This is a genomic window from Ktedonosporobacter rubrisoli (assembly GCF_004208415.1).
In the GTDB taxonomy this organism is placed as follows: Bacteria; Chloroflexota; Ktedonobacteria; order Ktedonobacterales; family Ktedonobacteraceae; genus Ktedonosporobacter; species Ktedonosporobacter rubrisoli.
This window is the reverse complement of the sequence record NZ_CP035758.1, coordinates 8,678,739-8,694,545: the sequence shown is the minus strand read 5'-3', so window position 1 is coordinate 8,694,545 and position 15,807 is coordinate 8,678,739. Positions and strand designations below refer to the sequence as shown.

General features: G+C 53.0%; 11 protein-coding genes. 7 read left to right on the top strand and 4 right to left on the bottom strand.

What is annotated here, in order from left to right; translation table 11 throughout:
- The first annotated feature begins 66 nt into the window (after positions 1 to 66).
- Positions 67 to 825, top strand: a complete 759-nt coding sequence (locus EPA93_RS37725) for an ArsR/SmtB family transcription factor (RefSeq protein WP_129892469.1) — start codon at positions 67 to 69, stop codon at positions 823 to 825.
- Here the strand turns inward: EPA93_RS37725 and pgeF are convergent.
- Together pgeF and EPA93_RS37715 are read right to left on the bottom strand one after the other, a co-directional pair.
- On the bottom strand, positions 822 to 1,724 hold the full coding sequence (pgeF, locus tag EPA93_RS37720) for a peptidoglycan editing factor PgeF (protein ID WP_165423668.1): 903 nt from the start codon (positions 1,722 to 1,724) through the stop codon (positions 822 to 824). The two genes, EPA93_RS37725 and pgeF, sit on opposite strands and share 4 nt — an antisense overlap.
- 138 nt (positions 1,725 to 1,862) lie before the next feature.
- Positions 1,863 to 3,065 (bottom strand): LCP family protein, encoded by a 1,203-nt coding sequence (locus EPA93_RS37715; protein WP_129892467.1) that lies wholly within the window; start codon positions 3,063 to 3,065, stop codon positions 1,863 to 1,865.
- A gap of 240 nt (positions 3,066 to 3,305) precedes the next feature.
- On the opposite strand from EPA93_RS37715, the gene EPA93_RS37710 reads away from it, so the two are divergent.
- Both EPA93_RS37710 and EPA93_RS37705 read left to right on the top strand, forming a co-directional pair.
- Complete coding sequence (locus EPA93_RS37710; RefSeq protein WP_165423667.1) at positions 3,306 to 4,508, top strand: M24 family metallopeptidase; 1,203 nt, start codon at positions 3,306 to 3,308, stop codon at positions 4,506 to 4,508.
- A 132-nt stretch (positions 4,509 to 4,640) separates the two neighbouring features.
- Positions 4,641 to 6,143, top strand: a complete 1,503-nt coding sequence (locus EPA93_RS37705) for a DnaJ-like cysteine-rich domain-containing protein (protein WP_129892465.1) — start codon at positions 4,641 to 4,643, stop codon at positions 6,141 to 6,143.
- Positions 6,144 to 6,323: 180 nt separating this feature from the next.
- Here EPA93_RS37705 and hisS read toward each other — a convergent pair whose 3' ends face one another.
- Positions 6,324 to 7,631: a histidine--tRNA ligase gene (gene hisS, locus EPA93_RS37700; protein WP_165423666.1), complete on the bottom strand. Its 1,308-nt coding sequence runs from the start codon at positions 7,629 to 7,631 to the stop codon at positions 6,324 to 6,326.
- Positions 7,632 to 8,008: 377 nt separating this feature from the next.
- Between hisS and EPA93_RS50090 the strand changes: the two genes are divergently transcribed.
- From EPA93_RS50090 to EPA93_RS37680, 4 genes are all read left to right on the top strand, one after another.
- Positions 8,009 to 9,307 (top strand): glycosyltransferase, encoded by a 1,299-nt coding sequence (locus tag EPA93_RS50090; RefSeq protein WP_242527221.1) that lies wholly within the window; start codon positions 8,009 to 8,011, stop codon positions 9,305 to 9,307.
- 131 nt (positions 9,308 to 9,438) lie between these two features.
- Positions 9,439 to 11,172, top strand: coding sequence for a glycosyltransferase family 39 protein (locus tag EPA93_RS37690; protein ID WP_129892463.1), 1,734 nt, complete (start codon positions 9,439 to 9,441; stop codon positions 11,170 to 11,172).
- A 40-nt stretch (positions 11,173 to 11,212) separates the two neighbouring features.
- A complete protein-coding gene (locus tag EPA93_RS37685) occupies positions 11,213 to 12,571 on the top strand; it encodes a mannosyltransferase family protein (protein WP_129892462.1) in 1,359 nt (452 codons plus the stop codon).
- Between the two features lie 123 nt (positions 12,572 to 12,694).
- Positions 12,695 to 13,069 carry a hypothetical protein gene (locus tag EPA93_RS37680; RefSeq protein ID WP_129892461.1) on the top strand — a complete coding sequence of 125 codons (375 nt, stop codon included), beginning with the start codon at positions 12,695 to 12,697 and terminating at the stop codon, positions 13,067 to 13,069.
- A 92-nt stretch (positions 13,070 to 13,161) separates the two neighbouring features.
- Here EPA93_RS37680 and gyrA read toward each other — a convergent pair whose 3' ends face one another.
- Entirely contained in the window at positions 13,162 to 15,696 is a 2,535-nt protein-coding gene (gyrA, locus tag EPA93_RS37675; protein ID WP_129892460.1) for a DNA gyrase subunit A, read from the bottom strand.
- Positions 15,697 to 15,807 lie beyond the last annotated feature (111 nt).

Genomic DNA, 15,807 nt, shown 5'->3' with positions numbered 1-15,807 from the left:
CCACAATACGCTAATGTTTGAGGCAGAGCTATTGTAACATCAGAACATTTCGATTATCATAGAAGTATGTATGTCACCAACGCAAATGTGGATATCGCCGCCGTGGCTGCCTTGCTTGCCGATCCATCCAGGGCAGCCATGCTAGAGGCACTTTTAGATGTTGAGCTGCTTCCTGCCAGCGAGCTGGCCCATCGAGCCAGAGTTACCGCCCAGACTGCCAGTTCTCACCTGGCTAAATTAGTGGCGGGCGGCCTGCTTGTGCAAACAAGGCACGGCCGGCATCACTACTATGCCCTGGCTGGACCCGAGGTAGCCCAGGCCCTCGAAGCGCTGGCAGTTATTGCTCAGCCCGTGCCTGTACACTCACTGCGCACTTCCATCAGAAGCGAACAATTGCGCTTCGCTCGTACCTGCTACGATCATCTGGCCGGCAGGCTTGGCGTTGGCCTGACGCAGGCACTGCTTGAGGCGCATATCTTGACCCAAGATGAGCGAGAATACCGGGTCAGCACAGCTGGCAGCCAATTTCTTTATAACTTTGGCATTGATGTCGCAGCTCTGCAGAAACAGCGCCGCATCTTTGCCCGTCAGTGCCTTGATTGGAGCGAACGGCATTATCATATCTCCGGCTCACTGGGCGCGGCCCTTGCCTCGCGTCTCCTTGAGCTAGGCTGGATACAGCGCCACCCGGAGCGCCGTTCACTCATGATCACGAGTGCAGGTCTGGAGGGTCTGCAGAAGGTTTTCGGCCTATCCATGCAAGAAAATCAGCAAGCCCACTCAGCAACAGCTCCCGGCCTGGCCACCGCTAGCTTAGCTCGTTAGCCCAATAAGCGCAGCACGACGGGAAAACGGCCAGTTTTCCCCTTCTCGCCGCGATAAGAGAAGAAGTGCTCTTTATGGCAAGAGGTACAAATGCTGGCAAGTTCGATATGCTCAGCTCGCAGGCCCGCCAGGAGAAGTTGCTTACGATTCGTCTCCCATAGATCCAGATGCAGGCTCTCGCGCTCAGCCAGGGGCTGCAGCCTAAAAGTTGCCGACTCGCGCACTGCCTCACGATAGCGTGGCTCGGTTGGCATGTCCTCAAACTGCCGCTCGCCCAATAGGAAGTCTTGCACCTCTGGGCCAACTTCGTAGCAGCAAGCTCCTATAGCCGGACCAATACCCGCGTAGATATTTGCTGGCAGGCAGCCATATTGCTTTTGCATAGCCTCAACCGTCGCCAATACAATGCCGCGCGCGACCCCACGCCAGCCGGCATGGGCCAGGCCAATTACCTGCTCCACCGGATCATAGAAGAGAATGGGAGTACAATCAGCAAAAGAGAGGGCGATGCCAAGCCCCCGCTCACGCGTAATGAGCGCATCGCCCTTGCGCACAGAGGCAGGCGTCCAGCCTGGCTTATGGAAAGAAGGATAAGCCCAGTCAGTGCGCCACTCACTCCATCTATCCACCCTCGCTACATCTGCGCTATGGATCGCCCAGAGCGTCACGAAAGGCGAGGTGGAAATACCGAGAGCCTGCAAGACCAGCTGGCGATTGCGCGCAACATTATCTACGCTGTCGGAGCCGGGAACATAGATCGAGGTTGAGGTGTTGAGTCCTTGATAGGGCGGTTCACTATAGCCACCATGACGTGTAAAGATCCCATGCGTAATATCTTTAAATTGCTTAAAGTGCTCAAATTGCAAATAACGCAGCTCATTATAGTGTTGTTCGATCAAGTTTATGCCTCATTCATTTTTCTACAGATTGAGCACATTTTATCATATTGCCCCGAGCTCCTGAGACATAAAGCTCCTGAAGCCGACAAAGTACCAGGGGTCAGCTTCAGGAGAATCGGCTGAGCATAGCTACAATCCTCAAGGTCCCGCCACATTGCAGCCCGCATAGATATCCAGAAGGCGACTGAGCGCCGGCTGAATATTTGTGCAATTGGGTACAATAACTGCCTGCTGCGCATTAACCGAGGGATCATAGACGTTTGCATACTCGCCAAAATCCTGATCTCCCTGGCCTGGACCCAGGGTCAGGCGCTGAATAGAGCCCGAGTTAAGCGTGCGTCCCCAATTGGCAAAGGCCAGCATCTCATCTTCAGTAATATCTGTATAAACCTGGCCGCTAAGATCTTGCAGAAGGGCAGGCAGATTGTTGATGATATTGGAGGCGTTTAGCTTCTTCTTCAAAGCTTCCAAAACCTGCTGCTGACGCTGCGTGCGCCCTATATCGCCAACGAGATCGGCATGGCGCGAGCGCACATATTCAAGGGTCTGCAGACCATTTAAGTGCTGCGGTCCCGGCGCCAAATAGAGACGCTTATATGCAAACGGATCATTGGGATTAGCGCTCTGGCCAGTATCATCAGGATAGGTATCGTCAACCACCGGATGCGTCACATCGAGATCCACGCCACCCAGCGTATCAATGACTTTGGCAAAACCACCTAAACCCACCCAGGCATAGCGATCAATCGTTACGCCATAATCTTGCTCAACCGTGAGACGCGCCAGCCTTACCCCAGACTCAAAAGTATTATCGCTTGTCGCGCCAAGAAAAAAGGCCTGATCTATCTTATGCATCCCCATATTCGGCACATAGACCCAAGAATCGCGCGGGATCGAGACCATCGAAACCTTATTAGTCACTGCATCCACATGCACAATCATCATGACCTGGGTCAGCAGGGCCGGATAGGAATATTTACCATCGTTGTCGCTACCCAGCAACAGAATATTCCACGAACGACCACTAATTGAGTCATACGAGCCGTTATTAGCACTATCCTGTGGCTCATTCTGGCTACGGCTCACAGGCCGCACGAAACTAGCAAGCTGCTTGTGTACATTCAAGTAATAATAAGTTGCAAGTATGCCACCGCCAACCAGTAGGATCAAGATAAAAGCCGTAAAGGCGATCAATGTAGGGTTAATTTTGCGTCGACGTCGCCGCGGAGATTGAGGTTGCCCAGCAGAAGATCTTCCTTGATCCACATGTGCCTTAGCCTGGTTCTGCTGCCCTGCAGGAGTCCATTTATTGGGCGAATTAAAAGTTGGTTTATGATTCATGATATCCTCTTGTCCATCGGCAGCGCTGACTCTACCTTGCCAGTGAGCATACTTTCCTGACCCCTATATAAAGGGATAGCGAAGCTAGAGATATGGATATTCTTATCATAGTATAATGAAGAAACGCAAAAGAGGATATACACAACCTCACATTTGAACAAATCTTGAGAAATGGAACAACTCCTTTCCCCCAGGTGCTACAATAGTACATATTTCGACTTTAAGAGAGGGAGAATGCACATGGACCTGGAACGTATTCAGCAAGCGCTGCGCGACGCTAAACTGACCGGCTGGCTTTTCTACGACTTCCGCAAAACGAATCCCATCGCCTATAAAATAGTAGGCCTGCCCAGCACGGCCTTTTACAGCCGCCGCTGGTTCTATTATGTGCCTGCTCAGGGTACGCCAACTGCCGTGATAAGCGCGGTCGAGCCCCACGTATTGAGCGAGCTACCAGGCAAACGCCTGATCTTCCAGACCTGGCAAGATATGCACGCTCACCTGCGCACGATTTTGCCGGCCAACGGACGCGTAGCTATGGAATACTCGCCCCACAACGCTGTTCCCTACGTGTCTAAGGTCGATGCTGGCACCGTAGAGTTGATACGTTCCTTCGGCGTCGAGGTTGTCAGTTCTGGGAATCTGGCCCAACGCTTTGAGGTCCAGCTGAGCCAGGCACAGGTTGAGAGTCATCGCGAGGCGGGACGCCGCCTGATCGCGGCCAAGGATAAATTGTTAGCCCAGTTGGGAGAAGACTTGCGCAATGGGGTTGAGCTCAACGAATACAGCGTGCAGATGCGTCTGCGTGATCTGATCGTCGCGCAAGGCATCCAACTTCCCGATAGTCCCCACGTAGCCGTCAACGCCAATGCCAGCAATCCTCACTATGAGTCAAACAGCCACACGCACAGCCCTATTCGGCGCGGCGATTTGATCCTGCTTGACTTCTGGGGCTATATGCCACCAAGCGAGGATTGCGATTCAGTCTTTGCAGACTATACCTGGATGGCCTTTGCGGGAACTTATGATGAGATTCCGGGCAGGCAGAAAGAAGTCTTTGAGATCGTTCGCCAGGCTCGCGATACCGGGATTGCCTTCGCTCGTCAACGTGCAAAGGCAGGCAAGCCAATCGAGGGCCGCGAGGTAGACGACGCGACGCGCAATGTCATCAACCAGGCTGGCTATGGACGTTACTTCGTGCATCGTACCGGGCACAATATTGGCAATGCCAGCACTGCCGTACACGGAAACGGGGCGAACGTCGATAACTTTGAAACCCAGGACGAGCGTAACCTGCTGCCGAATACCTGCTGCTCTATCGAGCCTGGCATCTATCTGCCCGAGTTCGGCATCAGAAGCGAGGTAGACCTATTAGTCCTTGAGAACGATGTAGAGGTGACAGGTGTGCCCATACAGCAAGAGATCGTCGCTCTACTCTCTTAAGCGCTCATTCATGACTATGCGGTTTCTTACAACCCACCCGGAGATGTAACGTATATAAAAGTAAGAAATGAGCACCACTATATGACTGCAAAGGTGCAACGCGTTGTATCCATGTAAGAGAGGCACAAGCTTATGGGTGACGAGTATCAGCAGGACCCCGGATACAGAGGGGGCCAACCAAATCAACCTAACTTTGAAGATATAGATAAACGTGTCGAAGATATTAAACGTCTAGTCGTAAGTGGCGCGAGTGAGGCACAACAGCGCCTTAAACGCGTGGTAAGTAAAGCCAACGATTATTGGCAGCAGGCTCAGGTAACGCCTACCCCCAAGCAGGCTTCTAGCATCGAGGAGCAACGCATCCGCCAGCTGGCTAATCAGTGGAGTTACGAAAACTGGCGAGTCGCCCGCGATCTGGGAACCTATATGGACCTGATCTCGTGGGGAACCGATGAGGTATGGGAAGTCACGATAGAGACACGCTGGGAAACGCGTGGGATGGAGCAGGTAACTGAGCCATACAAGGGACGTGCGACGGGTATACCCAAGCCGCTGCTCCCCGTTTGGGACTACGAATTGCCAGCAGTTACCGGCCTCAAGGCTCCTACAACCCACACCCGTCTGGAAGGATTGGATGAGGTAGTGGCCTGCACAGCCTGCAACGGGACCGGGCACGTGCTTTGCGCCAACTGTAATGGGCGCGGCTGGATTGTCTGCCCCGATTGTAAGGGCCGAACCAAGAAACGCTGCTCTACCTGCCGTGGGCGCGGCTATGTGGCCGACTGGAGCAAAGGCGAGAAAAAGCCCTTCTTCCAGCGCCAGGCCGAGAATGTAGCCAGCTCAGTTGGCAACAAGGTATCGGATGTCTTTGATAACATCCGTCAACAAGGGGTTCCCATTCCCAATCCAGTAGAAAATGATCCTGCGGCCAAGGGCCCCACAGTACCCTGTCCCGACTGCATCAAGGGCGAAGTCGATTGCACCTGCGGCAACGGGAAACGCGTATGTACCGCCTGCCAGGGCGCCAAGATGTCGCTCTGCTCCAACTGCGGTGGAACCGGCAAACTGATCCGCCATCGCGAGATTGTCAGACGCTTCGATCTGCGCACGCAGACGCGCATCATTGGAGAATGCTCAATCCCGAGTCAGCAATTGCTCGGCGCCAGCGGAGACCTGATTTATAACGCCGAAATCAACGAGCCGCTCTATGTCGATGCGCCCCCGGATGGCGTCCCCATGGATGTCTGGAGCACGGCCGTTGAGCTGGTCAATGGCGAAAGCCAGGTTCCCCAAAAGCCAGGCGGCGATCAACCCTCAAGTTCGCAGGCAACCTTGCAGGTGATAGAACTGGTCCGCATTCCTTATACCAAGGTACAATATGCCTTTGCCGGCCAGGAATACACCTTGTACGTTTACGATAGCGAAGGAAAAGAGAAGTTCTATGCCGATCGCTATCCGGTACGCTGGGATCGCATCGAGAGGCTCTTTAAGGCAATCTCTAACGATCTCTTAGCTCCCGCTCAGCCGGAATCTTCGCCCTACTCATCAAATCAGGGATATCGGGTTCCTATCGAGATCCCATCCTATGAGGCAGAGGACGATGAAGAGCATCCGGGCAATCCTCCGCGACGCTAAGGCAGACTAAAAGAAGCCAGGAAAAGCATTAAAACTTTCTCGCTGGCTTCTTTTTCATACCTATCTCTTCGCGCCGGGTCCGCTGAGAGAGTGAGCAGAGGCAAGCGGAACCCTCCACCTCTCTCATCCTCCTGAATTTGCGCTTATATTCTCAAGCTTGCCATACTCCCGCCGCAGCGTTCAGGAGGCCTGATCGCCGCTGAGATAGGCGAGCAAGTCTTCCCGTTTTACCTGCACTTGCTTGCTCTCTACATCCATACCCTGGGCCTGCAGATCTTTTACCGCAACGCTATCGTTGGCAAGATCCTCCTCACGAATGAGCACAGCAAAGGCAGCTCCCGAGGCATTGGCCTGCTTCATCTGCGCCTTCGGGCTACGATCTCCATAGCTCATCTCAGTCTTGATACCGGCCTGGCGCAGCTGGGCCACGACCTGCACAGCAGTGTCTTTTACCTCGGGCTGCTTCCCAAAGTAAACCACAAAGGCCTGAGCAGAAAGTTCGGCCGGTGGTACAATCCCCTGCTTCTTTAGCTCAAGGATAATGCGCTCGATGCCCATACCAAATCCAATTGCCGGCGTCGGCTGGCCGCCAAGAATCTCGGCAAGGCCATCATAGCGCCCGCCGCCGTTAAGCGCAGTCTTATCGTCCCCTGAAAAGAACTCAAAGACTGTACGCGAGTAATAATCAAGCCCGCGCACAATTAACGGGTCTATCGAGAACGGTACCTGGTACAGATGGAGGAAGCGCTGTACCGCGGCAAAGTGCTCGCGACATGGCTCACACAGATACTCATTGATCTTGGGTGCGGCGGCAATCTTGGCCTGATCCTGCGAGTTCTTACAATCCAATAGACGTAAAGGATTCTTGTAAAAACGCGTCTGGCAGTCGGCACAGCACTCGCTAAGCAATGGCTGATAGTAAGCTTTCAGCACCTCGACATAGTGCGGTCGGCAGTTACTATCGCCGATGCTATTAATATTCACCCGAATATGCTTAAGGCCGAGGCGCATATAGACCTGATAGAGCAGTCCAATGATCTCGGCATCAATCGCCGGATCTTCTTGCCCGATCGCCTCGCAGCCAAATTGATGATGCTCACGATAGCGCTTAGCCTGCGGCTTCTCGTGCCGGAACATCGGCACGCTCATATAGAAGAGCTTCACCGGCTGGGGCAACTTGAACATGCCATGCTCAAGGTAAGCGCGCACAACTCCGGCCGTCCCCTCTGGGCGCAGCGTAACGTTTACCCGACGCCCCTCTTTATCGGCCCGATCGTCAAAGCTATACATCTCCCGCTCAACGATGTCGGTTCCCTCGCCAGAGGTGTGCCGGAAGACAGCAGTTTCTTCCAACGTCGGAGTATCAATGCGCCGGTAGCCATAGATGCGGGCTACTTCGGCTGTTGTCTCTTCAACGAAGCGCCAGTAAGGCTGCTCGTCAGGCAAAATGTCTCTAAAGCCCTGTAGGGCTCGATATTGTTCTGGCATATGGCTTCTTCTCCTCCACGCACACAAGTACCACGTCATTATAGCAGATTGGCCTATCCTCGACTAGCCACAAGGACTGCAGGCAGCCAGGACGTCTCACTTCCTGCCCCGAGAAGGAAATGCCCTGGAACAGCCAGCGATTACGCTACAAAATGCTTGCTTCTCTTGCTCTTCAAGCTCTATACTACATCTACCAGGGCAGCATTCCAATGGACTTGACTCCTCATTTTCTTGCTCAACAAGATCAAACGCAGGCTCAGCTAGCCTTATAAGAAAAAGGTCATAAACTGATGCATGTTTCATGGCTGAGAGTTACAAGCGAGGTGGAATGCTCGTCCTATTGAACGAATGTGATTGTTCTTGAATAGGAGCAGCCCTTGGCTAAAATATTTACATATCGAGCCCCTGTTGCTACGCAAACAGCGCTAGAGCCGCTACGCATTCTTTGGAAGCGCCTCTCGCATCAGCACTATATATATCTTGCACTCGTGGGGATACTTACTATTACACTAGATGTAGCGATCCTGCATCTTCTGCTTTCTTGTTTCCCAACGCACGATAAGAGCCTTCTGCTGATGTACAGCACTATCGCCTATGGGCTTGGTACGCTCAGCAGCTTTGCCTTAAGCATTCAATGGGCCATGATCAATAAACAACGCTTTACAATTAGCGAGATTATCCATTTATTCCTCCTCAATATTGCAGGTCTTCTCGGTAGCGACAGTATTCTTATGCTCTCCGGCAGAACTCTCTATCCTGGCTTCAGTCCCAATCTTGTCTGGATCCTGACGGGTAAAATGACCATGATTACTTTTGTGCTGCTTGCTGCCTATGCTGGCATGCGCCGGTTATTTGCCAGGTCTCAGGAACAATGGGAACAGGCCGACTGCGCTACCTCACTTGCTACCGGTATGCAGAGCCAGGCCGGCACAACCCGAGCGGCCTATACAAAGCATAGCCTCTCTGTCATCATGCCCGCCCATAATGAAGAGGTTGCTATCGCCCAGACTGTGCTCACAGCCATTGACGCCGTGTCCAGCTGGACGCAGGATTTCGAAATTATTGTCATAAATGACGGCAGTAAGGATCACACCCAGGAGATCCTTGAAGAGATTGCAACCTGGGATACCCACGTCCATGTTATCCAACACGAGGTAAACAAGGGCTATGGGGCCGCTCTGGTAAGCGGCTTCGAAGCGGTCAGCAAGGATCTTGTCTTCTTTATGGATTCAGACGGCCAGTTTGATATCTATGATCTTGAACGCTTTTTCCCGCTCATTGAGCACTATGACGCGGTGCTCGGCTATCGGGTCGATCGCCAAGATACCTGGGTCCGCAAGCTGAATGCCTGGGGCTGGAAGATGCTGGTGCGCCTGGTCTTCAAGCTACGTGTGCGCGACGTCGATTGTGCCTTTAAGCTGTACCGCGCGCAATTTTTCCATGATCATAAGCTAGAGACGCGCGGAGCCATGATTAATACCGAGGTCCTCTACAAATTCAGGCGCGCCGGCTACACTTATACAGAGCTTGGCGTGCGCCATCTACCGCGTCGCGGCGGGCGCGCTACCGGGGCCAAACCGGCGGTCATTGCCCGCGCCTTTAGAGAATTATTTCTCTATGCGCGCAAATGGCACAGAGAAGAAAGGAGGCAGAAAGAGCTTCTTCACCACAAATAAAGCCCATATCGTATCCTCCAGCAAAACTATGCAATAATGCAGGCCCACTCTTCTGGAGGATACCTAACAAAACTCCAAGAATTACCGGTTTTGTAAGATGTCACTTTTGCTCGTAGAAGGTGGTTGCAGTGATGGATAGAAGTACTTACAAGTCCAACGCCCAGGACGATCTACATCCGCACAGAAACAAAATAGATAGCGCAGAATCGGCGGTTTCGCTGGCCACACATTCTGCTAAATCGACAAGGCAGACTCAACGAGCCACGCTTTCCCTTCCCTTCCAGGCGTTAATAGGGATTGTTTTTTGCGCCCTGGCTCTGGCTCTCAACCTCTATCGCCTGGGGGAGCCAAGTATCTGGTTTGATGAAGCCTTCTCAGTAGAGCTGGCCCATCAACCATTGCCTTTACTCTGGCACATCATATTTGGCGTTGAGCCGAACATGGAGCTCTATTATTTATTTCTCCACTTCTGGCTCAATTGCACTACAGCGTTCGGCTTCAATCCCACTGAGATTGTCGTACGCTTGCCATCGGCTATTTTTGCTATGCTCAGTACAGGCGTTGTATTCTGCCTGGGCCGCCGCTTTATCAGCCCCACGGCCGGGATTGTAGCTGCCTGCCTTTATTTACTTAACGATCTGCAGCTTGTCTATGCTCAGCAGGCTCGCTCCTACAGTATGCAGCTCTTGCTCATTTGCCTGGCCTGGTTTGCTTTATTTGCTGCCTTGAGCAGCCCGACTCATGCCTGGCGCTGGTGGTTAGTTTTTGCTCTGGCGATGGTCCTGGCCGTCTATGCACATCTGTTCAGCTTATTTATCCTGCTGGCCCAGGTGATTGCCATTGCCGGTCTTTTGCTCCTGCCAGGCCAGTGGCGCCGGGCTGCGCGCAAGCAATTGTTAGCCTGCGTTATTAGCCTGGTCGTCGCAGGTATCTTGCTAGTCCCGATGCTGCTGATGATTCTTCAAGGATCGCGTACGAGCTGGCTCACGGTGCCAAATTTTCATGATCTCTTTCATCTCTTCACAACGATTAGTGGAGATAATAAGCTCTATTTGCTTTCGCTAGGCGCCTGCTGCGCTCTAGGAGTGCTGGTCGTGCTGGCGACCTACGGCCTGCAACACCGCCTGAGTGCCCGCCATGCTACCTTTGACAACCCGCTCTTGCGTGAGGATGTCGAGCGCTGTCAGGCATTTTTACCCATCACCTGGAGCTTGCTGTGCTGGCTCCTCGTTCCCATGGTGGTTAGCTACGTGCTTTCACATGGCTCAATGCGCGTCTTTTCAAGCCGTTACCTGGTTACTATTGTGCCCGCGCTCATGCTCCTGGTCAGCCTGGGTGTGGTGATCTGGCGCTGGCGCACTGTCAAGATCTTGCTCACGCTGGATCTTGTCGTCCTAGCGCTCTCAACGGTTCCCCTCTACTATCAAAGCGCCCAGGTGGAAGACTGGAACTCAACGACGCACTGGTTAGAGCAACAATATCAGCCTGCAGATGGCCTGGTCTGCTATGATAATACGATGCAAGAGGATGCCCAGCAGGGATGTCAGATCTCAGTTGAGTATTATTTGCATGCCTATCCCAGCCAGGCCCACTTTACGGCTGATATGCCTGGTGCCTTTTCCTGGGAGAATTTCGGCTCAACAGCGCCGGGTGAAGGAGCCGACGCGGCGGTAGATCCGAAAGTTCTAGGGGCATATGGAGCGAAGCATGAGCGCCTTTTCTTTATTGTTGGACGTGTACGCGACGATGAGGCTGCGACAAAGGCTCAGATCGCTCAGCAATGGCTGGATAACCATTATACATTTCTTGACCAGATCATAACGCGTACGGTGACTATTCGCCTGTACGCGACCGATGTAAAATAACATAGCCCTGTGCTATGCTTGATATTCAAGGAGATTGCCTATGCCAACTTCAATAGAAAGCGCGGATCACTCTACTGAGTGGTCCGCAGTCAACGAAGGCAAGCGAGACGTAGCAATGAGCCGGCTACGTGCTCTCTTAGCCAAGTTCTGGCCAACGGTTATTCTTCCCTATCTCGGTATTCGCCTGCTGCTGGAACTTGTGGGCCTGACCACCATTTACTATATATTGCCACTGATTAAGCCTCATCAGCCGATCTATCCCGATCCGCGCATGGCCAATTTCCCGGCCATGCTCTGGCTCATGTGGCAGCATTTTGATAGCGGATTTTATCTGAGCATAGCCCAGCAGGGCTACTGGGGTGCGCAAACCTTACACGGCATGAGCAACTGGGCCTTCTTCCCGCTCTACCCGCTGCTCATTCGTCTGTTCACAACGCCCTTTGGCACAAGCGATGATGCCTTCCGCCTGGTGGCCTTGCTTGTCTCTAATCTAGCGGCCATCGTCGCCGGAATCTTTCTCTATAAGCTTACCAGGCGGGAGTTAGGCGATAAGATAGCCGCGCGTACTGTGCTATATCTTGCCATATTTCCTATGGGCTTTTACCTGGCCGCGATCTATCCCGAATCGCTCTTCCTGGCTCTGGCGGTGAGCTGCACCTACTATGCACGCCAGCAGCGCTGGTGGATAGCCGGTCTTCTGGGTGGTCTTGCCGCGCTTACACGCCCACAAGGCGTTTTGCTGGCTGTGATAGTTGGCTGGGAATACTGGCAGTATCTCGCCGAGCAATTTGCGCCCTATAGCCCGGCCGAGGACAGATCCGCAAGCATCCGGGCCTGGCTGCGCTCGCGCTTCCTTGGCCTCTGGCAATCGCTACGCGCCTGGCGAACCTGGCTGGGCTTTGCAGCGCTCCTCCTTATTCCTCTGGGGCTGGCCTTGTTTTGCGCCTATGGCAAGTGGAAGGTTGGCACTTTCTTGCCCTTTGAGGATGTTGAACGCTCAGGTTGGGGACGCAGCGCCCTGAATCCACTCCAGCTCATGTGGCATATGCTGCGCTACCCGCGCCCGGCCAACCCCTACGACTGGAACTTCTACGCTCTGAATATGCTCGTTATTGTGCTCTTCCTCCTCTCGCTTATCCCAATCCTGCGCAAGCTCCCATTTACCTACGGACTTTTTGCCCTGCTCTTTATCCTGATGCCACTCAGTTCGGGCATCACCAACAGCATTGCCCGCTACTATATGGAAGTCTTCCCTGTATTTATGCTGCTGGCCTGGTGGACCTCTCAGGGTTCCTTTGAACAGCAGTTACGCCGACATAACGTAATAGTCATCGGCTTTGCGCTGCTGCTCTCGCTAGGGATGGTCATGTTTACGCTCGGCATATATTCAATGTCATAGATATAGCCAATCCCATAAATATGGTAATATAGTAATGTCTAAAAAAAACGAATTTTATCATGCAGATAGTGAAGCAACTTGCCCGGCCTATCTGCATGCGGCCATACATTCCAGGAGACGGCAATGGCAGAGACTTTTGCAGAGCTTTATAAAGATACATTGAAAGACGTCTTTTTGAAACTGGCACAGGAGCAGCTAGCGCAGGGTGCCGATGGCCTGACTTGCGCCGATGCTTACGCGGAGCAGGGCAAGCCCGAATTTGCCCTCGCCTATTTATTACTCACCGATATGACAGATGAGGCTAAACGGGATATCTTTGCGCGCTCATATGAGCAGCGCGCTAGCATCTCTGAGCTAAAAGCAGACGAATTTAGCAGCAAGTACCACCGCCCATTCACCATGATTAAGATGGAAGCGCGCAAAGATCGTACGGCTGCACGCCGTATTCGCAAGGGGCAATCGCTACCCCCTGAAACCAAATCGCTATTCGTCAGCTAAAAAGCCAAGTATTTTTAGCAAGCACAACAAGAAGCCCGGGAAAGCTTGTTCCCGGGCCTCTTTTCTCTCTTGTTTGCCTATTGGACGAATGTTTACTCAGCCTCACCGCTCGGCGCTATGGTCTCAGCAGCATTTTCTTCAAGACTGCCATCCTCTTCCTCATCCAGCACGACTTCGACCTCACCATCGGCGCCATCCAGCTTTTTGCCGTTGGTAGTAGCCACAGCCACAACAGCGTCGCCATCGCCAAGATTCATCAGCGTTACACCTTGCGTGGCACGGCTTGCTTGCTTTATCAGGCTGACGTCGGTACGAATAACCACCCCGCTGGCGGAAATGATCATCAAATCGCTATCGTTCTCTGTAATCGTGCGCGCCGCTGCCACGGGTCCGGTCTTCCCCGTAACGCGCGAAGTCATCACACCTGTGCCTCCGCGACTCTGCCGGGGATATTCGTTGATTGGCGTTCGCTTCCCGAAGCCATGTTCGGTCACGACAAGTAGCGCGCTATCTTCCAGGGCCAGATTAAGCGAGACGACCGTATCCTTCGGGCTAAGGCGAATGCCACGTACGCCACCGCTGGTACGCGAGGCCGTTCGTAGCAAATCAACGGCGAAACGAATAGACTGTCCCTGAGCGGTGATCAGCAATATATCATCAGCAGCGCGAGCCAGCTTCGCCCCAATCAGCTCATCATCCTCTTCAAGATTCATGGCAATCAAGCCCTGGCGACGCACTACCTCAAATTCGCTCATGGCGGTCTTCTTGACCTCGCCCTTCTTGGTCGCCACGATCATGAAGTCGCGATTAACGCCCTTGGGAACAGAGACAATGGCTGTGACACGCTCTCTCTGCTCTTTGGAAATCAGATTGATGATATGGTCGCCCTTTGAAGTGCGGCTCACATCCGGCAGCTCATACACTCTCAACTGGAAGACGCGCCCGCGATCAGTAAAGAAGAGCAAGCTGTCGTGCGTATGCGTCACTAGCAAGTGGCGCACAGTATCATCCTCGCGCGTCACCATGCCTGTTACGCCTCGACCGCCTCGGCGCTGGGCGCGGTACGTGTTGGAGGGCAGGCGCTTGATATAACCCTTCTCGGTAAGGGTTACGACGACTTCTTCGTTGGGGATAAGGTCCTCATCCTTGAAATCGCGGGCCTCGGCCTCGATCACCTCAGTGCGGCGTGCGTCGCCGTATTTCTCTTTAAGCTCCTGCAGGTCCTGCTTGATGATCTTACGAATCTCGCCAATATCGCTAAGCAGCTTATTATAGTAAGCGATATTTTTGAGGACTTCGCTTAGCTCATCGTCTATCTTCTGGCGCTGCAGAGCGGCCAGGCTTGACAGGCGCATCTCCAGCACAGCCCTCGCTTGCTCCTGCGAGAAGCCAAATTGCTGCTGCAGCTCTTCGGAAACGCCAGCGGTCTCGCGCTGGGATTTACGAATCGTACTGATCACATCATCAAGATGATCAAGGGCTATTTTCAGGCCATCCAGAATATGTTTACGCGCCTCGGCTTTGGCCAGCTCATATCTGGTGCGACGCGTAATCACTTCTTCACGATGATGAATGTAATGCAGCAGGAAGTTTTTGAGAGTCAACGTCTTGGGTTGACGTTCTACCAGCGCCAGCATATTCGCATTAAAGGCGCTCTGCATGGCCGTATATTTGTAGAGCGAGTTCAGCACGCTATCAACATTTGCATCGCGCTTGAGCTCGATTACCATACGCATACCCTGGCGGTCCGACTCGTCGCGCACCTCAGAGATGCCATCAAGCTTTTTGTCACGCGCCAGCTCGGCTATCTTCTTCACCAACTCCGCCTTGTTGACCTGATACGGCAGTTCGGTGACGATAATGCTGATGCGACCGCGCTCAGACTCTTCGATATGCGTGCGCGCCCGAATCACAATGCGACCACGCCCGTTTGCGTAGGCATTGCGAATACCTTCGCGTCCCTGAATAATGCCGCCAGTCGGAAAATCGGGTCCGCGAATGATGCGGGAGAGATCTTCAGTTGTGGCCTCTGGATTATCGATCAAGCAGACAATGCCGTTGCAAACTTCGACCAGGTTATGGGGAGGAATGTTAGTTGCCATACCGACCGCGATTCCCGTAGAGCCGTTGAGGAGCAGGTTAGGAAGGCGGGCAGGCAAAACCGTTGGCTCGGTTGTCTGATTATCATAATTGGGGACAAAATCTACTGTGTCTTTATCGATGTCGCGTAATAGCTCATCGGCGATGGTGGCCATCTTAGCCTCAGTGTACCTCATGGCCGCCGGGGGATCATCGTCCTGTGAACCAAAGTTTCCCTGGCCCAGCACAAGCGGATAACGCATCGACCAGGGCTGCGCCATGCGCACAAGTGAATCATAAACTGCGGCATCACTATGGGGATGATAGCTCTTTAAGACTTCTCCTACAGTACCTGCACATTTACGAAACTGTTTAGTTGATAATAAGCCCATCTGGTCCATTGCATAGAGGACCCGGCGATGCACTGGTTTTAGTCCATCTCGCACATCAGGGAGTGCTCGACTAACGATAACACTCATGGAGTAATCGAGATAGGCACCCATCATTTCTTCAGCGATATTGACTGCTTTAATATTGCCAAGTTCCATTAATACATCCTCACCAAAAGTCAGACATAGCCTAGCCAGGAGGCGATATCGGGTTGAAGTGCGCGATTTCTTCGGTCGGAGGGGCCTAGAAAATTTGATCTTGCCTTCCTA